Source organism: Kineococcus sp. AC630 (assembly GCF_979255925.1).
Genome location: NZ_CEEDMJ010000003.1, coordinates 274797 through 297895, shown reverse-complemented (window position 1 = coordinate 297895; position 23099 = coordinate 274797). Strand labels below are relative to the sequence as shown.

Here is a 23099-nt window from a genome sequence, read left to right as displayed (position 1 = left end):
CCTGACCGACCCCCTAGCCGACCCCTCGGTCGACCCCTCAGTCCGCGACCCGGGCCCGGCCGCGGCCCTGCGTCAGCGCGCAGACGCCGTAGCCGACGCCCAGGACCACGGCGACCCAGCCGAGCCGGCCGTCGGCGGGCACGAGCACGACGGCCGCGGCGCACGCCAGGCAGTAGCTCACGTTGAACACCAGGTCGTAGGCCGTGAAGACCCGCCCCCGGAAGGCGTCGTCGACCGTGCGCTGGACGACGGTGTCGACGCCGATCTTCGCGCCCTGACCCCCGAGCCCGAGGAAGCCGGCCGCCACCGCCAGCGCGACCGGCGACTGCGTCAGCCCGATCGCGACCTGGGCCGCACCCGCCACCAGCAGGCAGACCCGGATCCAGGCGTGGACCCGTCCGCGCCGGGCCCCCCACGGCGCCAGGACCGCCGCGGCCCCCGACCCCGCCGCGACCGCCCCCAGCAGCAGCCCCAAGGCGGCCAACCCGGCCGCCGGGTCGTCGACGTCGGCCAACGTGGTGCGGCACAGCACGACCATCGCCACCGTCGTCAGCCCGAAGGACCAGCGGTGCCACGCGATCAACCCCAGGGCACCCGCCGCGGGCAGCCGGTCGCGCAGGTGCGCCACCCCCGCCACGACGTCCGCGACGCTGGCGCGGAACCCCCGCGCGGACGTCCCCGCGGAACCCGGTGGCGGCCCCAGCAGCTCCCGGGGGAAGAGCAGCGCCAGGCCACCGGCGACGACGTAGCCGATCGCGGCGACCAGCAGCGCCGCGACGTCCGCCCCACCACCCGGCCCGACGACGGCCGTCACCCCGACCGCGGCGACGGCGCCGGCCCCGGCCGCGACGGTCCCCGCCGTCGGGGTCACCGAGTTCGCCAGGACGAAGCGCTCCGGCGCCACCACGTGCGGCAACGCCGCCGACAACCCCGCCAGCAGGGCGCGGTTCACCGACAGCACCGCGAGGGCCAGCACCCCCACCGCCACGTCGCCGGCCCCCGTGAACAGGGCCCCGGCCGCGACGAGGGCCAACCCGCCCCGCAGCAGGTTCCCGTGGCCCAGGACCGAGCGGCGGGACGTGCGGTCCAGCAGCACCCCTGCCCACGGACCGACGACGGTGAACGGCAGCAGCAGCACGGCCGCCGCGAACGCGACCCCCGCCGGCGTCGCCTGCCGCTCGGGGGAGAAGAAGAACAGCGACGCCAACCCGGCCTGGAAGATCCCGTCACAGGCCTGCCCCGTGAGGCGCACCCCCATGAGGTGGCGGTAGCGGCCGGTGCGCAGCAGCCCGCCGAGCTCGTGCAGCACCCCGCTCTGCGACGTGGTCTCCGCGGTCGGCACGCGCCACACCGTAGCGATCACCGGGCGACCTCGGGAGGGTTGCCGAGAGGGCTGTGGAGGTGTGGTGCACACCCGGTCGGCCCAGCACCGGCGGCGGGCGGCACCCGCGGCTCGACGCATACTGGGAGGGTTGAGCACCCAGGGCGTGGTGCCGAAGGCCGCGCCGCGCGCAGCCGATGGATCGGCAGCACCCAGGACGCGACCGGCGCGGGAGAGAGTCCCTGCACCGACGCGCACGACCGCCGGAGGACCAGACACACGTGGCCGCACGACGACCCGCACCCAGCTCGCCGACCCCCCGTCGGGGCGCTCCGAAGCGTCGTCCGCGCCGTCGCACGATCCTCGGCTGGCTCCTCGGGCTCTTCCTCACCGGCATCGCGCTCGCCGTCGGCGGGTTCGCCGCCGCCTACGCGCTGGTGAAGGTCCCCGACCCGAACAAGCTCGCCGACGCCCAGACCAGCACCGTCTACTACTCCGACGGCACCACCGTGATCGGCACGTTCGCGGCCCGCAACCGCGAGAACGTGTCGCTGGACCAGGTGCCGGACAGCGTCCAGAAGGCCGTCCTCGCCGCCGAGGACCGCAGCTTCTACGACAACCGCGGCGTGTCGCCGACGGGCATCGCGCGGGCGGTGTGGACCAACGTGAGCGACGGGACGAGCCAGGGTGGCTCGACGCTCACCCAGCAGTACGTGAAGAACTACTACCTCTCCGCCGAGCAGTCCTACAAGCGGAAGTTCGAGGAGTTCTTCATCTCGCTGAAGATCGACCAGCAGCAGACGAAGGACGAGACCCTCAAGAACTACCTGAACACCGTCTACTTCGGTCGTGGCGCGTGGGGGATCCAGGCCGCGTCGCAGGCCTACTTCGGGGTCGACGCCGCGCAGCTGAACGTGTCGCAGGGCGCGCTGCTCGCCGCCCTCCTGAAGGGCCCCGGCAACTACGACCCGCGCAAGGGCGAGAAGCAGGCCGCGGCCGCGAAGGCGCGGGTCGAGTACGTCCTCGACGGGATGGTCACCGAGGGCTGGTTGTCGGCGGCCGACCGCGCGACCGCCGGTCTGCCGGACACCATCGAGCAGCAGCCGAACACGCAGTGGTCCGGCACCAACGGGTACCTGCTGAAGACCGTCGAGAACGAACTCTCCGGAACCGTGGGGCTGTCCGAGGAGGACATCGAACGCGGCGGGCTGAAGATCGTCACGACGTTCGACGTGAACTCCCAGAAGGCGGCCGAGGCCGCCGTCGCGGACCAGTTACCGGCGGAGCGACCGGAGGGTTTCCATGTCGCGCTGTCCGCGATCGACCCCAAGACCGGTGGGGTGACCGCGATGTACGGCGGTGCGGACTACCTCACGAACCAGTACAACGAAGCGACCCAGGCGACTGCTCAGGCCGGGTCGACGTTCAAACCCTTCGCCCTCGTCGCAGGACTCGAACAAGGAGTCTCGCTGAAGACGACGTTCAACGGTTCGAGCCCGCAGAAGGTCGACGGCTGGACGGTGGGGAACTTCGGTGACGAGCAGTTCGGCCGCATCGACCTGGTCACCGCCACCGAGCACTCCGTGAACACCGTCTACGCCCAACTGAACGAGGAGGTCACCCCGGCGGCGACGCGCGACGTGGCGGTCCGCATGGGGTACCCCCAGAAGACCGCCGGCCTCGCGGACAAGGACACGACCATCTCCAACGTGCTCGGAACCGCGTCGCCGCACCCGATCGACGTGACCCAGGCCTACGCGACGTTCGCCGCGCAGGGCACGTTCACCCAGTGGCACACCATCGCGAGCATCGAGGACACCTCGGGCACCCGGACGTACACCGCGTCGCCGACGACGCTGCAGGCCATCGCGCCGGACGTGGCCGCGGACGCGACCTACGCCATGGAGGAGGTGGTGCAGTCCGGCACCGGCTCCTACGCCGGTCGGCGCCTCGGTCGTCCCGCAGCCGGCAAGACGGGAACGACGAACGGCAACTTCTCGGCGTGGTTCGCGGGGTTCACCCCCAACCTGGCGGCTTCGGTCGCACTGTTCCAGACCAGCCCCGACGGCAAGACCCAGGAGAAGTTGTCCATCGGTTCCGGTGAGGTCACCGGCGGCACGTACCCGGTCCGCATCTGGACCGCCTTCGTGAAGGCCGCCCTCCAGGGCGTCGACGAGGAGGACTTCCCGCCGCGTGCGAACGTCGGCGTCTCGAAGGGGTCGACGTCCAGCGGCTCGTCCTCCTCGAGGTCGTCGTCCTCGACCACCTCTCAGTCCCCGACGGACACCCCGACGGACTCCCCGACGGACACCGCGACGCAGACCCCGACGGACTCCCCGACGGGTGACCCCACCGGCAGCCCGACCGGGACGCCGTCCGGTTCCCCCAGCAGCTCCAGCAGCTCCTCGAGCTCGTCCTCGTCGTCGAGCAGCAGCTCGTCCTCGTCCGGGGGCAGCGGTGACGGCGGGAACCCCGGTGGCCAGGGCGCTGCGGCCGCGACCCAGGAGACCGCGGCCGCCACCGGTGCCGCGAGCGCCGCGAGCGTCGGGTAGGGGAAGCTGAGGGGGTGAGCACCGAGTCCCCCGGTCACACCGGTCCTGCCACCCCGGCGGAGTCTCCGCAGGTCCCCTCGGTCCCGCCGACCGCGGTGGACGCCCTGGCCCGTGCGGGCAGCGAGGTCCTCGGCGGCCCGGCCGGCCGTCGCCTCGCCGGTGACGGCCCGTGGTGGGCGCGAGCGCTCCCCGTCGCGGTGTCGCTGACGGCGGTCGCCGTCGCGCTGGGCGCCGTCGGCAAGCACCACTGCCGCACCCTCGGCTGGAACACCCCGGACCAGTTCGTCCACGCCTGCTACACCGACCTGCCGGTCGTCTACACGTCCTCGGGACTGGCGAACGGCCTCGGCCCCTACGCCGACGGTGTCTCGCTGAACCAGCCGCCGGTGACGTCCGCGCTGGCCTGGCTCGTCGCCCGGTTCGCGCCGCACGAGGTGACGGTCACCGCGCAGCGGGTCTACTTCGACCTCTCGACGGTCCTGCTGCTCGTGGCGGCCCTGGTCGTGACGATCGCGGTCTGGACGATGGCCGGTCGCCGTCGCGGCTGGGACGCGCTGCTCGTGGCCGTCAGTCCCGTGCTGGCGCTCTCGGCCCTGCTGTCCTTCGACCTCGCCGGCGTCGCGCTGGCCACCGCCGGGATGGCCTGCTGGGCCCGACGCCGCCCGGTGCCGGCGGGGATCCTGCTGGGTCTCGCCGTCGCGACCCGCACCTACCCGGTGCTGATCCTCCTCGCGATCGTGCTGCTCGCGGTGCGCACCGGCCGGTTCCGCGGGGCGGCGACGACGGTGGGGGCCGCGGTCGCGGCGTGGCTCGCCGTCGACCTGCCGTTCGCCGTGACCAACGTCGACGCCTGGAGCGCCTACCTGCGGGCGTTCTTCGACCAGCGCGCCGGGTACGGATCGCTCTGGGTCCTGCCGCAACTGGCCCAGCAGGCCGTCGACGCCACGAACACCTCCGGTCTACCGGGCCCCGCCGTCGTGGTCCTGACCATCGGTGCGTGGATCGTGTGGACCGTCCTCGTCGGGGTGTTCGTGCTGTGGGCGCCGCGGCGCCCCCGGCTGGCGCAGGTCGCGTTCCTGCTGGTCGCCGGCTACTGCGCGCTCGGGGTGTCGTTCCCCCCGCAGGCCGCGTTGTGGCTGCTGCCGCTGGCCGCCCTGGCGGTCCCCCGCTGGCGCGACCAGGTGATCTGGTGGGTGGCCGAAGGGGCCTACTTCGGGGCCGTCTGGCTCTACATCGCGGGGCAGACCAACACCAACCGGGCGTTGCCGCCCGAGCTGTACGCGATGTTCCTCCTCGTGCGGTTGGCCGCGATCGCCTGGCTGGTGGTCTGCGTCGTGCGCGAGGTGCGGACGCCGTCGACCGACGCCGTCCGCGCGACCCGCGGCCTGGACGACCCGACCGGTGGCGACTTCGACGGGGCGCCGGACGCGCTGGTCGTGCGCGTCGCCTGAGGCGTCGTCCGTACGTGCACAGGCCCGCCCGCGTCCTCGCCTGTGGACGACCGGAGGGGCACGTCGGACCGGTGCGGCAGGGTGTGCGTCCTGGGGCCGGTAGACTCGTGTGGTTCCCCGTCCGTTCGCACCTGGTGAGCGGGTGGGGGAAGACACGCACCGAGACCCTCCTGCCACGGAGAGACCGTGGCCGCATGAGACCGAAGGAGGTGGGGAATGAGCGCGCGTCAGTACGAGCTCATGGTGATCCTCGACGCGGAACTGGAAGAACGGACGGTTGCCCCGTCCCTCGACCGCTTCCTCAACGTCGTTCGTCAGGGCGGTGGCGAGGTCGGCAAGGTCGACATCTGGGGCCGCCGTCGGCTCGCTTACGACATCAAGAAGAAGTCCGAGGGCATCTACGCCGTCGTCGAGCTCACCACCGAGCCCGCCGTCGCGCAGGAGCTCGACCGCCAGCTGAACCTCAACGAGGGTGTGCTGCGCACCAAGCTTCTGCGAGCCGAGGCTGCCTGATGGCGGGTGAAACCGTCATCACGCTGATCGGGAACCTCACGAACGACCCCGAACTGCGCTTCACCCCGTCGGGTGCCGCGGTGGCCAACTTCACGGTCGCCTCGACGCCCCGCACGTTCGACCGTCAGTCGAACGAGTGGAAGGACGGCGAGACGCTGTTCATGCGTTGCGCGATCTGGCGCGAAGCGGCGGAGAACGTCGCCGAGTCGCTCACGCGCGGTACGCGGGTCGTGGTGACCGGTCGGTTGCAGTCGCGGACCTTCGACACGAAGGAAGGCGAGAAGCGGACCGTCATCGAGATGCAGGTCGACGAGGTCGGCCCCTCGCTGCGCTACGCCACCGCGAAGGTCAACAAGACCTCCCGCGGCGGTAGTGGTGGTGGCGGTTTCGGTGGCGGTTCCGGCTCCGGTGGCGGCAACTCCGGCGGGGGCAACTCCGGCGGCGGTGGCGGCGGCTGGGGTGGCGGTTCCGGCGGCAGCGCCCCGCAGCAGCAGGACGACCCCTGGGCGACCGGCCCGTCCGGCGGCGGAAACGCTTCCGGTGGCGGCGGTGGCTGGGGCGGCGCGTCCAACGACGACCCGCCGTTCTGAGCGACTGGACTGCGGCATTCAGAGAGACCGGTGACCCGGAGGTCAGTCCTCCGCGACCCGCGCCTCATCGACCTCACGACAGCGACCACGTCGCCGTCCGCCAGGTCGCACACAAGACGTCATCCCAGGTCTGAACCCCTGGGCTCTCACGAGAGGGGAGCACCACGATGGCCAAGGTGCCCGTGCGCAAGCCCAAGAAGAAGCAGAACCCGCTCAAGGCCGCCAAGATCGAGGCGGTCGACTACAAGGACACTGCGCTGCTGCGCAAGTTCATCTCCGACCGCGGCAAGATCCGCGCTCGTCGGGTGACCGGTGTGTCCGTCCAGGAGCAGCGTCAGATCGCCAAGGCGATCAAGAACGCTCGTGAGATGGCGCTGCTGCCCTACAGCAGCTCCGCGCGCTGAGAAGGGGGAACGAGATGAAGCTCATCCTCACCCACGAGGTCTCCGGCCTCGGGACCCCCGGCGACATCGTCGAGGTCAAGGACGGCTACGGCCGCAACTTCCTGCTTCCCCGCAACCTGGCCACTCCGTGGACCAAGGGTGGCGAGAAGCAGGTCGAGACGATCAGCAAGGCCCGCAAGGCCCGTGCGATCGCCAGCCTCGACGAGGCCAAGTCCGTCAAGCAGTCGCTCGAGGCTCGTACGGTGGCGTTCGCCGCTCGTACCGGTCGCGGTGGCCGCCTGTTCGGTGCGGTGACCCCGTCCGACGTCGCGAACGCTGTGAGCGCCGCCGGTGGGCCGTCGATCGACAAGCGCAAGGTCGAGATCCTGCAGCCGATCAAGACGACCGGTCAGCACAAGGCTCTCGTCCGTCTGCACGCGGACGTCTCCGCGACGGTGACCATCGACGTCGTCGAGGCCACCGCCTGAGAGCGGTTCAGCACGAACGAAGGCCGGTCGCGCGCTGCGCGGCCGGCCTTCGTTCGTGCTCACCAGGGGACGTCCCACCGGCGTCGTACCCCCGGCTGGACGCACGACGGCCCGGCCCCCGAGGGGACCGGGCCGTCGTCGCGAGGACTCAGTCCTCGGGAACCTCGCCGAACGGGACCGTCACTGGCAGGTCCTCGACCACCGTGCGGTCGTGGGCGGCGTAGGTGAAGGTCTGCTCCTTGCCCTCGCCCTCGGTGTCGACGGCGACGACGTGCCCGGCCCGGAACTCCCCGAAGAGGATCTTCTCGGACAGGACGTCCTCGATGTCGCGCTGGATGGTGCGGCGCAACGGACGAGCACCCAGGACCGGGTCGTAGCCCTTCGTCGCCAGCAGGACCTTCGCCGACGGCGTGAGCTCGAGACCCATGTCGCGGTCCTTCAGGCGGTCCTCGACGCCGGCCAGCATGAGGTCCACGATCTGGACGATCTGTTCCTGCGTCAGCTGCGGGAACACGACGATGTCGTCGACGCGGTTGAGGAACTCGGGCCGGAAGTGCTGCTTGAGCTCCTCGTTGACCTTCGACTTCATCCGGTCGTAGTTCGTCTGCGTCGTCTGCGACCCCGCGGCGAACCCCAGCCCGGAGGCCTTGGAGATGTCCCGCGTCCCCAGGTTCGTCGTCATGATGATCACGGTGTTCTTGAAGTCGACCATGCGGCCCTGGGAGTCGGTCAGGCGACCGTCCTCCAGGATCTGCAGCAGCGAGTTGAAGATGTCGGGGTGGGCCTTCTCGACCTCGTCGAAGAGGACTACCGAGAACGGCTTGCGCCGCACCTTCTCCGTCAGCTGACCGCCCTCTTCGTAGCCGACGTAGCCGGGAGGGGAACCGAAGAGGCGCGAGACGGTGTGCTTCTCGGAGAACTCCGACATGTCCAGCTGGATGAGGGCGTCCTCCTCACCGAAGAGGAACTCCGCCAACGCCTTCGCCAGCTCCGTCTTCCCGACCCCGGTGGGGCCGGCGAAGATGAAGGAACCACCGGGACGCTTGGGGTCCTTCAACCCCGCACGGGTGCGTCGGATCGCCTGGGACAGCGCCTTGATGGCGTCGTCCTGGCCGATGACGCGCTGGTGGAGCTCCGCCTCCATGTTCAGCAGGCGGGTCGACTCCTCCTCCGTGAGCCGCACGACGGGGATGCCGGTCGCGGTGGCCAGGACCTCGGCGATCAGTTCCTCGTCGACCTCGGCGACGACGTCCATGTCACCGGCCTTCCACTGCTTCTCGCGCTCCTTGCGCTGCGCGATGACCGTCTTCTCCCGGTCCCGCAGCGAGGCCGCCTTCTCGAAGTCCTGCGCGTCGATCGCGCTCTCCTTCTCGCGGCGGACGTCGGCGATGCGCTCGTCGAACTCGCGCAGGTCCGGCGGTGCGGTCATGCGGCGGATGCGCAACCGGGCGCCGGCTTCGTCGATCAGGTCGATCGCCTTGTCGGGCAGGTAGCGGTCGTTGACGTAACGGTCGGAGAGGGTGGCCGCGGCGACGAGCGCCGCGTCGGTGATGGTCACCCGGTGGTGGGCCTCGTAGCGGTCACGCAGACCCTTGAGGATCTCGATCGCGTGGGCCAGCGTCGGCTCCGGGACCTGGATCGGCTGGAAGCGGCGTTCCAGGGCCGGGTCCTTCTCGATGTACTTCTTGAACTCGTCCATCGTGGTGGCGCCGACGGTCTGCAGCTCACCGCGGGCCAGCATCGGCTTGAGGATCGAGGCCGCGTCGATCGCACCCTCGGCGGCACCAGCCCCGACGAGGGTGTGGATCTCGTCGATGAACAGGATGATGTCGCCGCGGGTCCCGATCTCCTTGAGCACCTTCTTGAGGCGTTCCTCGAAGTCACCGCGGTAGCGCGAGCCGGCGACGAGCGCGCCGAGGTCGAGGGTGTAGATCTGCTTGTCGCGCAGGGTCTCGGGGACCTGTCCGCGGGCGATCTCCTGGGCGAGCCCTTCGACGACGGCGGTCTTGCCGACCCCGGCCTCGCCGATGAGCATCGGGTTGTTCTTGGTCCGTCGGGACAGCACCTGCATGACGCGTTCCGTCTGCTGGTCGCGACCGATGACCGGGTCGAGCTTGCCCTCGCGGGCGGCCTGGGTCAGGTTGCGCCCGAACTGGTCGAGCACGAGCGAGCCCGCGGGGACCCCCTCGCGCTGCTGGTCGCCTCCGCCGGCGCTCATGGGCTCCTTGCCCTCGGAGCCCGAGAGGAGCTGGATGACCTGCTGGCGGACCCGGTTGAGGTCGGCGCCCAGCTTCACCAGCACCTGGGCGGCGACGCCCTCACCCTCGCGGATGAGCCCGAGCAGGATGTGCTCGGTGCCGATGTAGTTGTGGCCCAGCTGCAGCGCTTCGCGCAACGACAGCTCCAGGACCTTCTTCGCCCGGGGGGTGAAGGGGATGTGACCGGACGGGGCCTGCTGGCCCTGGCCGATGATCTCCTGCACCTGCGCCCGGACGGCGTCCTGCGACACCCCGAGCGACTCGAGGGCCTTGGCGGCGACGCCCTCACCCTCGTGGATCAGGCCGAGCAGCACGTGCTCGGTCCCGATGTAGTTGTGGTTGAGCATCCGCGCTTCTTCTTGGGCCAGGACGACGACCCGGCGGGCGCGGTCGGTGAACCTCTCGAACACGACGATCTCCTCGGCTCACCGTCCCCTGCCTTCAGCCCGAGGACACAGTCCCGAGCATGCGTGCACTACGCGGGGGTGGCAAGCCCGAGAGGGCCCCGTTCGCTGAGGGCGTCGTCACGTCGGGGTCGTCGGTCGGGTCGGAGTCGCACCTCGACCCCTCCGCCACGGGCGTGACGCTGCGCCACGGAGGTGCCCGGCGCTCCTCCCGCGCCCCGTGGGAGCGCTCGCCCGGGGGCGCCGTTCCGCGATCAGTCCGTACCCACCGCGGCGCGCAGGTCGTCGAGGCACTCCTGCACGACGTCGGCGAACTCGGGTTCGCCACCGCGGTCGATCCAGCGGTCGTAGGCCGAGGTGAAGATCGTCGTGCCCGTCCGAGCGGTCAGTTCGGCCTGCTGCGCCTCGACCCCTCGTCCCTGCAGGGTCCTCGAGAGGGCGGCAGCGAGCGAGGCCGTCTTGAGCAGGTCCCGCTCGCGGAGCTCGGCCGAGGAGGCGACGAGCTCGCGGACCGCGCCGGCGAACTGCCGGTACTCGGTGAAGAGCGCGGCGCCTCGGGTCAGGGCGGCGGTGACGGCCCTCAGGGGGGCCACCTCGGCGGGGGTCGCGGTGAGCGTCAGGACGACGGTGTCCTCGAGGGCCTGTGCCCGGGCGAAGACCACGTCGCGCTTGTCGGTGAAGTGCCGGAAGAACGTGCGCTTGGTCAGGCCCGCGCGCTCGGCGATCTCGGCGACGGTGACGGCCTCGAAGCCGCGCTCGAAGAAGAGGGCCATCGCCGCCTGCTGCAGCCGGTCCCTCGTGTCCGGGTCCCAACGCGTCATGGGGTGATCCTACGGGGGATGACACCGGGTGACATCGCTGCTAGCGTCTCCATGTCACCGGGTGACATCACCTGGTCCGTCCGGAGAGGACACCACGCATGACCACCTGGTCCGCAGCCTGGATCGACGAGCGCTCCGCGCGCCTCGTCGTCCGGCCCGCCCCCGCCACCGCCGCGGGACCCGACGAGATCGTCGTCCGCAACCACGCCGTCGCCGTCAACCCGTTGGACTGGATCGTCCAGGTCGCCGGGAGCGTGGCCTACCGCTGGTTGCGCTACCCCTTCGTCCTCGGTTCCGACGTCGCCGGGGAGGTCGTCGAGATCGGTTCCGCGGTCACCCGCTTCGCCGTCGGCGACCGGGTCCTCGCCCACGCCGTGGGCAGCGACAAGGACAGCAACCGGGCCGCCGAAGGGGGTTTCCAGGACCGGACGGTCGTGCTGGAACGCCTGGCGAGCGCGATCCCCGACGACCTGCCCTACGAGGACGCCTGCGTCCTGCCCCTCTCGGTCTCCACGGCGTCCTGCGCCCTGTTCCAGACCGACCTGCTGGCCCTGCGCCACCCCGTGGCGGACCCGGTGCCCACCGGGGAGGTCGTCCTCGTGTGGGGCGCGTCCACCAGCGTCGGGCTCAACGCCGTGCAGCTCGCCGTCGCCGCCGGGTACCAGGTCGTCGCGACCTGCTCCCCGCGCAACGCGGACCTCGTGCGCTCGCTCGGCGCGGACCAGGTCCTCGACTACGCCGGCCCGACCGCGGTCGACGACGTCGTGGCCGCCCTGGCCGGACGGCGGCTGGCCGGGACGCTCGCCATCGGGGAGGGTTCCTCGTCGGCCTGCGTCGAGGTCGTCCGTCGCTGCGAGGGGCGGAAGTTCGTGGCGCTGCTCAGCACCCCGGTCTCCTTCGCCGGGGTGGGCGAGGGGGCCGGCCTGCCGCGCACCCTGCTCCGGATCGCCCGCTCCACCCTCGCCCTGCAGGTGAGGAGCCGTCGCCTCGGGATCGCCACGAAGTTCGTGTTCGGGAGCACGCTGAAGGCGAACGAGGTCGCCGAGGCCGTCTACGAGGACTTCCTCCCCGCGGCCCTGGCCACGGGTCGCTACCGCGCGGTCCCGGAGCCGCTGGTGGTCGGGACCGGGCTCGGGGCGGTGCAGGAGGCCCTGGACGTGCAGCGACGCGGGGTCTCCGCGCGGAAGGTCGTGGTCTCGCTCGTCCCGACGGCCGTGTCCGATCCCCGCTAGACCCGGCGGGGCCCGGCGGGGTTCCATCGAGGCGTGGACACCGCACCCGTGGACGAGCGGGACCTCGCGTTCGCCGAGCGCTACCGCGCCATCGGCGCCCGCGACGTCCGCTTCGACGGGCAGTTCTTCACGGCCGTCTCCACGACCGGGATCTACTGCCGCCCGTCGTGCCCCGCCCGCACCCCGAGACCCGAGAACGTCACCTTCCACCTGACCTCGGCCTCCGCCCACGCGGCCGGGTTCCGGGCGTGCAGGCGGTGCCTGCCCGAGGCGACCCCGGGAACCCCCGAGTGGAACCTGCGCCGCGACCTCGCGGCCCGCGCGATGCGGCTCATCGGTGACGGGGTCGTCGACCGCGAGGGTGTCGACGGGCTCGCGTCGCGTCTGGGGTACACCTCCCGGCACGTGCAGCGGATGCTCGTCGCGGAACTCGGGGCCGGTCCGCAGGCGCTGGCCCGGGCACGACGGGCCCAGACGGCGAGATCGCTGCTGGTGGGCAGTGACCTGCGGATCGCGGACGTCGCCTTCGCCAGCGGGTTCGGTTCGGTGCGGCAGTTCTACGACACCGTCCGTGAGGTGTTCGCCGTGACGCCCGGGGAGTTGCGGGCGCGCCGTCCCGCCTCGACCGGCGCGGCGGCCGGGCAGGCGGTCCGGCTCGACCTCGCGCTGCCCGTCCGGCACCCCTTCGACGCGCCGGGGGTGTTCGGCTTCCTGGCCGTGCGGACCGTCGAGGGGGTGGAGACCGCCGACGTCTCCGACGGGGACCGGTTGCGCTACGCGCGGACCCTGTCGTTGCCGGCCGGACCGGGGGCGGTGCAGGTCACGGCGTCGCGGACCGCGCCGGGGTCCTGGCAGGTGCGCGCCGAACTCGAACTCGGTTCGCTCTCCGACGTCGCGACCGCCGTCGCGCGGGTCCGCCGCCTCCTCGACCTCGACGCCGACCCGGTCGCCGTGGACGCGGGGCTGGTGGCTGATCCCGCCCTCGCACGCGCGGTCGCCTCGACGCCTGGGATCCGGGTGCCCGGGGCGGTGGACGCGCACGAACTCCTCGTCCGCAGCGTCGTGGGGCAGCAGATCCCGGTGGCCGCCGCCCGCACCCACCTCGGTCGGCTCGCGCGGGCCCTCGGAACCCCGCACCCGTCGAGGTTCCCTGGGCTGGACCTCCTGTTCCCGACCCCGGAGCAGATCGCGGCGGGGGTCGTCGAGACAGGGGCCGACCGTGCGTTGCGCCTGCCCGCCCGGTCGGTCCGCACGGTGGTCTCGGCGGCGCGCGACCTCGCCTCGGGGGACCTCGTCGTGGACGTCGGGGTCGACCCGGACGTCCTGCGCGAGAACCTCTCGGTCCGCGTCGGCATCGGACCGTGGACGGCTGCGCACGTCGCGATGCGGGTGCTCGGTGACCCTGACAGCTGGTCGACCGGCGACGTCGCCCTCGCCGCGGGAGCCCGCTCGCTGGGACTCCTCGACCCCGGTCTCCCCAGCGCCACCGCCCACCGACGGCTGGCCGAGCACGCGGCCCGCTGGGCGCCCTGGCGTTCCTACGCCGCCATGCACCTCTGGACCACGAACGGAAGGCCGCCACGATGACCACTGCCGAAACCCTGACGACACCCGACGGCCCCTTCTCGGTGGTCGTCGCCGACGACGCCGTCCTCGCCGCCGGGTGGACGAACTCGATCGACGAACTGGTGGCCCTGGTGCACCCGCAGTTGCGCACGCCGACGGGTTCCCCCGCGGTGCTGCGGGCCGCGCAGGAAGCGGTCCGGGCCTACTACGACGGTGACCTGGACGCACCGGCCGCGGTCCCCGTCCGGCAGCGGTCGGGGGAGTTCCGCGAGCACGCCTGGAAGGTCCTGCGCGAGGTCGAACCGGGGGAGCGGATCTCCTACACCGAGTTCGCGGAACGCTCGGGCCGGCCCACGGCCGTGCGGGCGGTCGCGGGGGCGTGCGCCACGAACGCCGCGGCCCTGTTCGTCCCGTGCCACCGGGTGCTGCGGTCCGGGGGCGCCCTCGGGGGTTTCCGCTACGGAGTCCCCCTGAAGACCGCGCTGCTCGACCGCGAGGCCCTCACGTACCGGTGACCATCCAGGCGCCCCCACGTTCCCGGCGGACGAGGGTCAGCAACCGGGCCAGCGTGTAGACACCGGCGAACCCGACCCACAACCAGACGAGCCCGGCCCGTCCGGTCGGCACCAGCCACAGCACGGCCAGCGCCGCGGGGACGTAGCAGGCGAGGGTGACGATCCCGGCGCGGGCGAGGTAGCGACCGTCGCCGGCGCCGATGAGCACCCCGTCCAGGACGAACACCCAGCCCGCCGCGGGCAGGCAGGCCCCGAGGACCACCAGCGCTGCGCTCAGGTAGCTGCGGACCTCGGGTTCCGGGGCGAAGAACCCGGCGACGGGGGAACGCGTGACGATCAGCAGGACCCCCAGCAGCACGCCAACGCCGACGCCCCACTGCGTCATCCGGCGGATCGTCGCCCGGACCCCGTCGACGTCCGCGGCTCCCAGCGCGCGGCCGACGAGGGCCTGCGCGGCGATCGCCAGGGCGTCGAGGGCCAGGGCCGTCGTCGTCCAGACGGTGTTCGCGACCTGGTGCGCAGCGATCCCGGCGTCACCCTGGGCCGCGACGAACGTCGTGAGCAGCGCCGCGACGCGCAGCGTGACCGTCCGGACGAGCAGCGGGACGCCGTCGAGGGCGTTGCGCAGCACCCCCAGCGGGTGCGGACGCACGCGCGCCCCGGTCCGCAGGACCCCGCGCGCGACGACCGCTGCGAGGGCGATCGCCATCAGCACCTGCGTCGTCGCCGTCCCGATCGCCGACCCCGCGATGCCCCAGCCGACGCCGTTCACCAGCAGCAGGTTCAGGGCCACGTTGAGGAGCGCGCCGGCGCTCGCGACGACCAGCGGGGTGCGGGTGTCCTGCAGGCCGCGCAGGACCCCGGTGGCGGCCAGGACCAGGAGCATCCCGGGCAGCCCCAGGAGGCTCCAGTGCAGGTAGGTCAGCGCGGAAGGACGCGCCGCCGCGGAGACGCCGAGGAGGTCGACGAGCGGACCGGAGAGGAGACGGGTGACGACGGCCGTGACGACGCCGAGCCCGAGAGCGAGCCACATCCCGTCGACCCCCTGGCTCAGCGCGCCCTTCGCGTCCCCGGCGCCGAGGCGGCGGGCGACGCTCGCGGTGGTGCCGTAGGCGAGGAAGACGAAGACGCTGACGGCGGTCCCGAGGACCGCGCCGGCGATGCCCAGCCCGGCCAGCGGGAGGGTGCCGAGACGGCCGACGATGGCGGAGTCGGCGAGCAGGAACAGGGGCTCCGCGACGAGGGCACCCAGGGCGGGGACGGCCAACCGGAGGATCTCGGCATCACGCTGCGTCACCTTGAGCCGACTTGACAGAGCGTTACCGAACTGCAACGTGACCGACTTCCCTTCACCCGAACGGTTCTTTTCGTCTCCACACGCGGTGGACAGCATCGTCGCAGGTCAGCGGGGTGGCCGGGAAGTTGTCCACCGCTTCGGCCGGGTTTGTCCACAGGTTTGTCCACCCCCTGTGCACAACGGTCCCCACGTCATCCACAGGCTGTCCACCGCCCTGTGCACAGGGCCGTTTGACCAGCCGGGGGACGGTCAGTCACTGTGCCAGGGAGTGGGTCGGAGGGCGTGTCGGAGGCGTGCCGTAGGACTACGGCGAGCGATTCGTCGCGGGGACGTATCCGGGGATCCCGGGGACTTGGAGCTGGCTTCTGTGACCACGTACGACGAGCCCCCCGCGGACTTCGACTTCCCCGACGAGGGGTCGTCCGGAGGGCGCCGCAACGGTGGTCGGGGTGGCCGCAAGGGCGGCGACAGCGGACGCGGCGGGGAGTCCTTCGACCGCATGCCGCCCCAGGACATCGCCGCCGAACAGGGCGTGCTCGGCGGGATGATGCTGTCCAAGGACGCCATCGCCGACGTCGTCGAGGTCATCAAGAGCCAGGACTTCTACCGTCCCGCCCACGAGCTCATCTACGAGGCGATCCTCGACCTCTACTCGCGCGGCGAACCCGCCGACCCGGTGACGGTGTCGGCCGAGCTCACCAACAAGGGCGAGCTCACCCGCGTCGGCGGCACCCCCTACCTGCACGACCTCATCTCGACCGTCCCCACCGCCGCCAACGCCGCGTTCTACGCGCGGATCGTCGGCGAGCGCGCCGTCCTGCGCCGTCTCGTCGAGGCCGGCACCCGGATCGTCCAGATGGGCTACGGCTCCGAGGGCATGGACGTCGAGTCCGTCGTGAACTCCGCGCAGGCCGAGATGTACGCCGTCACCGAGAAGCGCACCAAGGAGGACTACGCCGTCCTCGGTGACGTCATCGAGGGCACCATCGACGAGATCGAGGCCAGCTCCCACCGCGGCGAGGGCATGGTCGGCGTCCCCACCGGCTTCGCCGACCTCGACAGCCTGACCAACGGCCTGCACCCCGGTCAGATGATCGTCATCGCGGCTCGACCGGCGGTCGGGAAGAGCACTCTGGGACTGGACATCGCGCGGGCGGCGTCGATCAAGCACGGCCTCGCCTCGGTCATCTTCTCCCTCGAGATGGGGCGCAACGAGATCGCGATGCGCCTGCTCTCCGCGGAGGCGCGGGTCCCCCTGCAGAAGATGCGCAAGGGGAACATGGACGACGCGGACTGGACGCGGTTCGCGCGGACGATGGGCGCCATCAACGAGGCGCCGCTCTACATCGACGACTCGCCGAACATGTCGCTCATGGAGATCCGCTCCAAGTGCCGCCGGTTGAAGCAGCGCGCGGACCTGAAGCTCGTCATCGTCGACTACCTCCAGCTGATGACCTCCGGCAAGAAGGTCGAGAGCCGCCAGCAGGAGGTCTCGGAGTTCTCCCGTGCGCTGAAGCTGCTGGCCAAGGAGATCGAGGTCCCGGTCATCGCGCTCTCGCAGCTGAACCGTGGGCCCGAGCAGCGCACCGACAAGCGGCCGATGGTCTCCGACCTCCGTGAATCCGGTTGCCTGACCGCGGAGACGCGCGTGCTGCGTGCGGACACGGGTGCGGAGACCACGATGGAGGAGCTCTTCGCCCTGCAGGCTCGCGACGTGCCCGTCTGGTCGCTCGACGAGTCCCTGCGCTACGTCCGTCGGCACCTGACCCACGTCTTCCCGACCGGGGTCAAGCCGGTGTTCAAGCTGAGGATGGCGTCGGGCAAGGAGGTTCGCGCGACGGCGAACCACCCCTTCCTCACCTACGACGGGTGGAAACCGCTCGGTGAGCTCGCCGTCGCCGATCGTCTCGGTGTGCCGCGTCACGTTCCCGCCCCCGAGCGGGTCGCGAGCTGGACCGACGAGCAGGTCCTGCTCCTGGGGCACCTCATCGGTGACGGCTCGTTCGTGCGCAGGCAGCCCCTGCGCTACGCGAGCGTGGACGAGGAGAACCTGTCGGCGGTGGCCGGGGCCGCCGCCGCGGCGTTCTCGATCGTGGCGATCCGTGACGAGTACGCGGCGGCCCGTTGCGTCACCCTGCGGCTGCCGGCACCGTACCGGCTGACGCACGGCCGCCGGAACCCCCTGGCGGAATGGCTCGACGAGCTGGGTCTCTTCGGCAAGCGGAGCTACGAGAAGTTCGTGCCGCAGCAGGTGTTCCACCTCCCGAAGCAGCAGATCTCGCTCTTCCTGCGCCACCTGTGGGCGACCGACGGAAGTGTCACCCTGAACAAGTCCGGTCGCAGCGGGCGCATCTACTACGCGTCCACCAGCCTGCAGCTGATCCGCGACGTCTCACGCCTGCTCCTCCGGTTCGGCATCTCGACCCGGGTGCGCGTCACGACGCCGAAGGCGAACTACCGCCCCGGATACACCCTGGACGTCTCGGGTGTCGACGACCAGCGCCGCTTCCTGCAGGAGATCGGGGTCCACGGTGCCAGGGGCCTCCTGGCCGACCAGTTGCTGGAGGTCATCCGGGACGTGTCCGCGAACACCAACGTCGACACCGTGCCCCGCCAGGTGTGGGACGACGTGCGCCGGATGCTGACTGCGAAGAACATCACCCACCGCGAGTTCGCCACCGCGATGGGAACGTCGTTCGGGGGCAGCTCCCTCTGGAAGCACGCGCCGTCGCGGGAGCGTCTCGGCCGCGTCGCCCAGGTCCTCGACAGCGCTGAGCTGGAGGTGCTCGCCGTCAACGACCTGTTGTGGGACGAGATCGTCTCGATCGAGGCCGACGGCGAGGAACAGGTCTACGACGCAACGGTCGCGGGCGGCCACAACTTCATCGCCAACGGCATCGCGGTCCACAACTCGATCGAGCAGGACGCGGACATGGTCATCCTGCTGCACCGCGAGGACATGTACGAGAAGGAGTCCCCGCGTGCGGGGGAGGCCGACTTCATCGTCGCCAAGCACCGCAACGGCCCGACGGACACCATCACCGTCGCCTTCCAGGGGCACTACTCGCGCTTCGTGGACATGGCCACCTGATCGACTGGCGCGTTTCGCGTCCTCCGGAGCCGGATCGGGCGCGAAACGCTCCAGTGGACGGGGTGGCGCCCGAGCAATGGAACCTTTCGCGGCTCTCACGGCCCTGATCGAACGCCGAACGTTCCACATCGGCGGGGATTCGGATCGTGGGCACCAACGATCCGAACCCGTCAGCGCCGGGGCGTATCACTCGCAGACCGTCGCCGCCAGAGCACGACGCGCGACCCGTCGTCCTCGTCCGAGGTGTCGGCGAACACCTCGGCCGAGAAACCCGCGGGGGTGAGTTCCACCGCGAGCAGGACCTGGTCCTCGTCGAGTTCGCTCAACGAGACCCCGCGCTCGGACAGGACCCCGTCGAGACCGGCGAGGACCCGGCGCAGCACGTCGAGGCCGTCGGTGCCCCCGTCCAGGGCGGAACGCAGTTCGCCCTCCCGCATCTCCGGCGGGAGGTGAGCGATCTCGGAACTCGGGACGTAGGGGACGTTGGCGAGGAGGACGTCCACCGGTGGGCCGGCGGGGAACAGGTCCGAAAGGCCGACGTGGGCGCCCGGGAGGTTCTCCCGGGCGCAGGCGACGGCGGCGGGATCGACGTCCGAGGCGTGCAGTTCGACGTCTGGCACGAGGTCGCGCAGAGCGCCGCCGAGGGCGCCGGTCCCGCAGCCGAGGTCGAGGACCACGTCACCGAGGGACGCGCGGGTCGCGGCGACGGTGACGAGGAAGCGCGTCCGCTGCCGCGGCACGAACACCCCCGGGCGGACGACGTAGCGCCGGCCGCAGAACTCCGCCCAGCCGAGGACGTCCTCGAGGCGCTCACCCGTGACCCGGCGGGCGACGAGATCGTCGAGCGACCGGGGATCAAACGTCGCCGCCCGCAGGAGTTCGGCCTCGCGTTCGGCGAAGACGCACCCCGCGCCCCGCAGCCTGGTCACCAGGTCGTCGTCCACCGCTGAAGTCTCGCAGTCTCGCACCCTGGATCACATCTGTATACCGATGGAGATCGGGAGGAAGTCCAGCTTCATCGTCTAGGCGCCTGGTGAGCACGCTAAGCTCTCGTTTAACGGGGAAGTTGCGCGGGCGTAACACGCCGGAAACAGCTGGAGGTATACAAATGAAGCACACCAGCACCGCACCCAGCGCAGCCTCCCGGCTGCGACAGACCAAGGCGTTGTGGAGTCAGCCATGTCCGCTGTCAGTCGCACCACTGCCCCGACCGTCACCGGCCACAGTTCCACCGCCCTGGCCGGCGCACTCGACAGGATCGGCTTCAGCCGCGCGCAGTTCGCGGTCCTCATGCTGATCCTCGCCGGTGCCTTCTTCGACACCCTGGAGCAGAACTCGGTGGGGGCCATGGGCACCCACCTGAAAGACTCGCTCGGGATCACCGACGTCAACCTCACGACGATCAACACCGCCACCGTCCTCGGTGGTCTCGTCGGCCGCTTCCTGGGCGGCTGGCTCGCCGACAAGCACGGCCGACGCTTCTCCCTCAGCTTCAACCTGCTGATCTACAGCCTGGGCGGGATCATCAGCGCCCTGGCCGTGAACTACGAAGTGCTGCTGGCCAGCCGGTTCATCGTCGGCATCGGTCTCGGGGGCGAGTTCACCATCGGGATCGCGATGCTGTCCGAGATGGTGGCCACGAAGTACCGCGGGGGGATCGTCGCCGCGCTCAACGTCGGCGCCGGCGGTCTCGGGAACTTCCTCTCCTACGGCATCTTCCTCCTGCTGCTCGGCCCGCTCGCCCCGAGCCTGGGTGGCGACGGCCACGTGTGGCGCTGGACCTTCGTCCTCCTCGCCCTGCCCGCCCTGCTCGTCGTCCTCTACCGCCGACGCCTGCCCGAGACCCCGCGCTGGCTGCTCCAGCAGGGCCGCGTCGCCGACGCCAACCGCGTCCTCGCCGTGCTGTCCACGACCTCGCTGCGCTCCGTCCCGGCGGCCGAGGACGTCCCGCAGGTCCTCACCGCCGCCGACATCCCGGAGCACGTCGTCCGCAGTTCCCCCGCCGCGGTGTTCAGCCCCACGCTGCTCGGCCGCACCGTCCCGCTGGCCGCGGCGTCCTGGATGGCCTTCGGCTCGCAGGTCACGTTGAACTTCCTGATGCCGACGTTGCTCGTCGAACGCGGGTACTCCGTGTCGCAGTCGCTGCTGTTCACCATGATCATGAACGTCGGATCACTGCTCGGTGCCACGGTCGCGGCCCTCGTCGCCAACCGCTTCGGCCGACGGGTCGTCGTCAGCACCGCCGGGGTCCTCGGGTGTTTCACCGCGCTCGCCTTCGCGGGCTTCGGGAACTCCACCGCGCTCATCCTCGTCCTCGGCGCGATCTTCCAGTTCTTCACCATGGTGACCAACACGACGCTCGCCGCCTGGTCGCCGGAACTCTTCCCGACGGCCATCCGGGCCTCGGGCACCTCGATCGTCAACGGGATCGGCAACATCGCCGGCGCCGTGATGCCGTTCGCCGCCGTCGCCCTCTGGGGTTCGGCCGGGTTCGCCGGGGTGTTCGGGATGGTCGCGGTGATGTACGCCCTGCTGGTCGTCGCCGCCCGGTTCGCCCCGGAGACCCGGGGACGCACCCTGGAGGACGTCAACGAGAACGCCATCGCCACCGGCAGGATCGCCGTCCCGGTGGTCTGACCTACCTGACCGAGCACCACCCCGACCAGGACCGGGGTTCCCACCGGAACCCCGGTCCGCCCAGGAGGAACACCATGGACCAGCTCACCGTCTCCGCCACCGCCAACGGCCTGAACTACCTGCCCGAGTACTACGCCTCGGCCGCAGGACTCTTCGCGGCCGAGGGTCTCGAGGTCACCACCAAGGCCTGTGACCCGTGGACCGGAGTCCTCGACGACCTCGAGAGCGGCACGGCGGACCTCGCGCTCGGCGGGTTGTGGGTACCGGCCATGTACGTGGGAACCGAGCGCCGCCTCACCGTCCTGACGCAGCTGAACCACCAGTTCCCGATGGGGATCGTCACCCGGGAGCCGGTCGCCGACTTCGACCTCGGCTGGCTGACCGGCCGGGTCGCCCTGGCGCCCGGTGCCGGGGGCAGCGCGCCGTACGAGTTCACAGCCGGACTGATCCGCGAAGCCGGTCACGATCCGCGCCAGACCCGCTGGGTCCGAGACCTCTCGACCGCCATGCTCGTCGAGCTCTACCGGCAGGGTCTCGGCGACGCCATCGTGGCCGACCTCGTCACCGCCCACGAACTGCAGTCGGCCGGGTTCGGAACCATCGCGTTCCGCCACCTCGACGCCGGCGGGACCATGCCGAACAGCGTCTACTACACGCGCACCGACCGCCTCGAGGAACTGCGCGACCGCGTCGAACGCTTCGACACCGCCGTCTCCCACGCCATGGCCGCGCTCCCCGGGGCTGACCCGGCGGTCGTCGACGGGATCCTCGACGCGCGCTGGCCGGACAAGGATCCGGCCGTCCTGCGCGCCGCGGTCGCCGAGATGACCGCCAGCCAGGTCTGGGCCACGACGACCGTCGATCGTGACGCGAGCGACCGCTGGATGGGTATCCTCGCCGACGGGGGTCTGGTGACCTCGGCCCCCACCTACGAGGACCTCTTCGCACCCACCGGCGCACTGCGGTGAACCTCTTCCTGGGCCGTGAGCAGATCGAAGGGATGGTGACGACCTCCGAGGGGATCGCCGCCGTCGAAGCCATCCACCTCGATCTCGGTCTCGGCGTCATGACGCAACCGGCCCCGGTGGCCCTGACCTCGGCGATCGACGACGCGGTGCTGCTGCCGATGGCCGCCCGTTCCGACCGGTTGGGGATGGGACTGGTCAAGCTCATGGCCGACCTGCCCACCACGGCCACGCGCGGTCCGGTGCAGCGCTCGACGATCCTCGCCCTCTCCACGACGACCGGGGAGTGCCTGGGGGTCCTCGACGGCGGGACCGTCACCCGGCAGCGGACGGCCGCGGCCAGTGCTGTCGCGACCCGCCACCTCGCGCGGCCGGACAGCCGGGTCCTCGGCCTGATCGGTGCGGGGAACCTCGCCGTGGCCCACGTACTGGCGATCAGCACCGTCCTCGACCTCGACCGGGTCGTCGTCTGGTCGCGCAGCCCGAAGACCGTGGAGTCGTTCGTCCGCCGTCTGCGGGCCGCCGGTCGTGCGCTCGAGATCACCGTGGTCGAGGGTCCGGAGGACGTCGTACGGATCGCGGACGTGGTCTGCACCCTGACCCCCGCGCGCGAACCCGTCCTGCGGGGTGGGTGGTTGCGGCCCGGCCAGCACGTCAACGCCGTCGGTGCGCCGCCGCGCACCACCCACCGCGAGGTGGACGGTGAGGCGCTGCGCCGCAGTCGGTTGGTCGTCGACAGCGCCGCGACGGCGCTCAGCAAGTCCGGTGACCTCGTGCTGGCGATCGGTGAGGGTGCGATCGACCGTGACGCCCCGTTGCTCGAACTCGGGACCGTCGTCGCGGGTCTGGCGCCCGGTCGCAGGACCGAGGGGGAGATCACGCTGTTCAACTCCGTCGGCATCGCGGCGCAGGACCTCGCCCTCACCGCCGCCGTGCTCGAGGCCGTCCGGCGTCCCGCCCGCGAGCACGCCCTCGCGGGAGGTCCGGCGTGACCCGCATCGCGGTCGTGAACTGC

At 71.4% G+C, this 23099-nt stretch carries 18 protein-coding genes; 13 read left to right on the top strand and 5 right to left on the bottom strand.

From position 1 onward, the window contains the following. Positions 1-37: 37 nt before the first annotated feature. Positions 38-1342 carry an MFS transporter gene (locus AC0I8G_RS05145; RefSeq protein ID WP_471728961.1) on the bottom strand — a complete coding sequence of 435 codons (1305 nt, stop codon included), beginning with the start codon at positions 1340-1342 and terminating at the stop codon, positions 38-40. Positions 1343-1602: 260 nt separating this feature from the next. Between AC0I8G_RS05145 and AC0I8G_RS05140 the strand changes: the two genes are divergently transcribed. From AC0I8G_RS05140 to rplI, 6 genes are all read left to right on the top strand, one after another. Continuing rightward, complete coding sequence (locus AC0I8G_RS05140) at positions 1603-3873, top strand: transglycosylase domain-containing protein (protein ID WP_471728960.1); 2271 nt, start codon at positions 1603-1605, stop codon at positions 3871-3873. A 14-nt stretch (positions 3874-3887) separates the two neighbouring features. Continuing rightward, positions 3888-5324 (top strand): glycosyltransferase family 87 protein, encoded by a 1437-nt coding sequence (locus tag AC0I8G_RS05135; RefSeq protein ID WP_471728959.1) that lies wholly within the window; start codon positions 3888-3890, stop codon positions 5322-5324. 216 nt (positions 5325-5540) lie between these two features. Beyond that, entirely contained in the window at positions 5541-5837 is a 297-nt protein-coding gene (rpsF, locus tag AC0I8G_RS05130; protein WP_328293497.1) for a 30S ribosomal protein S6, read from the top strand. After that, positions 5837-6427, top strand: coding sequence for a single-stranded DNA-binding protein (locus AC0I8G_RS05125; protein ID WP_471728958.1), 591 nt, complete (start codon positions 5837-5839; stop codon positions 6425-6427). Before rpsF ends, AC0I8G_RS05125 begins: the two co-directional genes overlap by 1 nt. A 167-nt stretch (positions 6428-6594) precedes the next feature. Beyond that, positions 6595-6831 carry a 30S ribosomal protein S18 gene (gene rpsR, locus AC0I8G_RS05120; RefSeq protein ID WP_012085900.1) on the top strand — a complete coding sequence of 79 codons (237 nt, stop codon included), beginning with the start codon at positions 6595-6597 and terminating at the stop codon, positions 6829-6831. 14 nt (positions 6832-6845) lie between these two features. After that, positions 6846-7298, top strand: a complete 453-nt coding sequence (rplI, locus tag AC0I8G_RS05115; protein ID WP_328293495.1) for a 50S ribosomal protein L9 — start codon at positions 6846-6848, stop codon at positions 7296-7298. 148 nt (positions 7299-7446) lie between these two features. Here the strand turns inward: rplI and AC0I8G_RS05110 are convergent, their stop codons facing one another. Both AC0I8G_RS05110 and AC0I8G_RS05105 read right to left on the bottom strand, forming a co-directional pair. After that, a complete protein-coding gene (locus AC0I8G_RS05110) occupies positions 7447-9966 on the bottom strand; it encodes an ATP-dependent Clp protease ATP-binding subunit (RefSeq protein ID WP_328293493.1) in 2520 nt (839 codons plus the stop codon). Between the two features lie 248 nt (positions 9967-10214). Further along, positions 10215-10781 carry a TetR/AcrR family transcriptional regulator gene (locus tag AC0I8G_RS05105; RefSeq protein ID WP_471728957.1) on the bottom strand — a complete coding sequence of 189 codons (567 nt, stop codon included), beginning with the start codon at positions 10779-10781 and terminating at the stop codon, positions 10215-10217. 98 nt (positions 10782-10879) lie between these two features. Here AC0I8G_RS05105 and AC0I8G_RS05100 point away from each other — a divergent pair, with 98 nt between their 5' ends. Genes AC0I8G_RS05100 through AC0I8G_RS05090 form a run of 3 tightly spaced genes read left to right on the top strand, consistent with a single transcriptional unit; the run spans position 10880 to position 14094 of the window. Then, positions 10880-12013, top strand: coding sequence for a zinc-binding alcohol dehydrogenase family protein (locus AC0I8G_RS05100; protein WP_471728956.1), 1134 nt, complete (start codon positions 10880-10882; stop codon positions 12011-12013). A gap of 33 nt (positions 12014-12046) precedes the next feature. Beyond that, complete coding sequence (locus AC0I8G_RS05095) at positions 12047-13600, top strand: AlkA N-terminal domain-containing protein (RefSeq protein ID WP_471728955.1); 1554 nt, start codon at positions 12047-12049, stop codon at positions 13598-13600. Continuing rightward, entirely contained in the window at positions 13597-14094 is a 498-nt protein-coding gene (locus AC0I8G_RS05090; protein WP_471728954.1) for a methylated-DNA--[protein]-cysteine S-methyltransferase, read from the top strand. Before AC0I8G_RS05095 ends, AC0I8G_RS05090 begins: the two co-directional genes overlap by 4 nt. Here the strand turns inward: AC0I8G_RS05090 and AC0I8G_RS05085 are convergent. Beyond that, positions 14081-15391 carry an MATE family efflux transporter gene (locus AC0I8G_RS05085; protein ID WP_471728953.1) on the bottom strand — a complete coding sequence of 437 codons (1311 nt, stop codon included), beginning with the start codon at positions 15389-15391 and terminating at the stop codon, positions 14081-14083. The two genes, AC0I8G_RS05090 and AC0I8G_RS05085, sit on opposite strands and share 14 nt — an antisense overlap. 367 nt (positions 15392-15758) lie before the next feature. Here AC0I8G_RS05085 and AC0I8G_RS05080 point away from each other — a divergent pair, with 367 nt between their 5' ends. Next, positions 15759-18482 (top strand): replicative DNA helicase, encoded by a 2724-nt coding sequence (locus AC0I8G_RS05080; protein WP_471728952.1) that lies wholly within the window; start codon positions 15759-15761, stop codon positions 18480-18482. A 170-nt stretch (positions 18483-18652) separates the two neighbouring features. Here AC0I8G_RS05080 and AC0I8G_RS05075 read toward each other — a convergent pair whose 3' ends face one another. Next, positions 18653-19426 (bottom strand): methyltransferase, encoded by a 774-nt coding sequence (locus AC0I8G_RS05075; RefSeq protein WP_471728951.1) that lies wholly within the window; start codon positions 19424-19426, stop codon positions 18653-18655. Between the two features lie 235 nt (positions 19427-19661). Here AC0I8G_RS05075 and AC0I8G_RS05070 point away from each other — a divergent pair, with 235 nt between their 5' ends. The 3 genes from AC0I8G_RS05070 to AC0I8G_RS05060 all read left to right on the top strand — a co-directional run bounded on the left by AC0I8G_RS05070 (position 19662) and on the right by AC0I8G_RS05060 (position 23076). Then, complete coding sequence (locus AC0I8G_RS05070; protein ID WP_471728950.1) at positions 19662-21119, top strand: MFS transporter; 1458 nt, start codon at positions 19662-19664, stop codon at positions 21117-21119. A gap of 74 nt (positions 21120-21193) precedes the next feature. Further along, positions 21194-22087, top strand: coding sequence for an ABC transporter substrate-binding protein (locus AC0I8G_RS05065; RefSeq protein ID WP_471728949.1), 894 nt, complete (start codon positions 21194-21196; stop codon positions 22085-22087). Next, positions 22084-23076, top strand: a complete 993-nt coding sequence (locus AC0I8G_RS05060) for an ornithine cyclodeaminase family protein (RefSeq protein WP_471728948.1) — start codon at positions 22084-22086, stop codon at positions 23074-23076. The genes AC0I8G_RS05065 and AC0I8G_RS05060 overlap by 4 nt, the downstream gene beginning before the upstream one ends. Positions 23077-23099 lie beyond the last annotated feature (23 nt).

Excerpts from the sequence above, each read along its gene's own strand:
- rpsF (WP_328293497.1), top strand. The coding sequence starts at position 5,541 with ATGAGCGCGCGTCAGTACGAGCTCATGGTGATCCTCGACGCGGAACTG.
- AC0I8G_RS05125 (WP_471728958.1), top strand. The coding sequence starts at position 5,837 with ATGGCGGGTGAAACCGTCATCACGCTGATCGGGAACCTCACGAACGAC.
- rpsR (WP_012085900.1), top strand. The coding sequence starts at position 6,595 with ATGGCCAAGGTGCCCGTGCGCAAGCCCAAGAAGAAGCAGAACCCGCTC.
- rplI (WP_328293495.1), top strand. The coding sequence starts at position 6,846 with ATGAAGCTCATCCTCACCCACGAGGTCTCCGGCCTCGGGACCCCCGGC.
- AC0I8G_RS05105 (WP_471728957.1), bottom strand. The coding sequence starts at position 10,781 with ATGACGCGTTGGGACCCGGACACGAGGGACCGGCTGCAGCAGGCGGCG.
- AC0I8G_RS05100 (WP_471728956.1), top strand. The coding sequence starts at position 10,880 with ATGACCACCTGGTCCGCAGCCTGGATCGACGAGCGCTCCGCGCGCCTC.
- AC0I8G_RS05090 (WP_471728954.1), top strand. The coding sequence starts at position 13,597 with ATGACCACTGCCGAAACCCTGACGACACCCGACGGCCCCTTCTCGGTG.
- AC0I8G_RS05070 (WP_471728950.1), top strand. The coding sequence starts at position 19,662 with ATGTCCGCTGTCAGTCGCACCACTGCCCCGACCGTCACCGGCCACAGT.
- AC0I8G_RS05065 (WP_471728949.1), top strand. The coding sequence starts at position 21,194 with ATGGACCAGCTCACCGTCTCCGCCACCGCCAACGGCCTGAACTACCTG.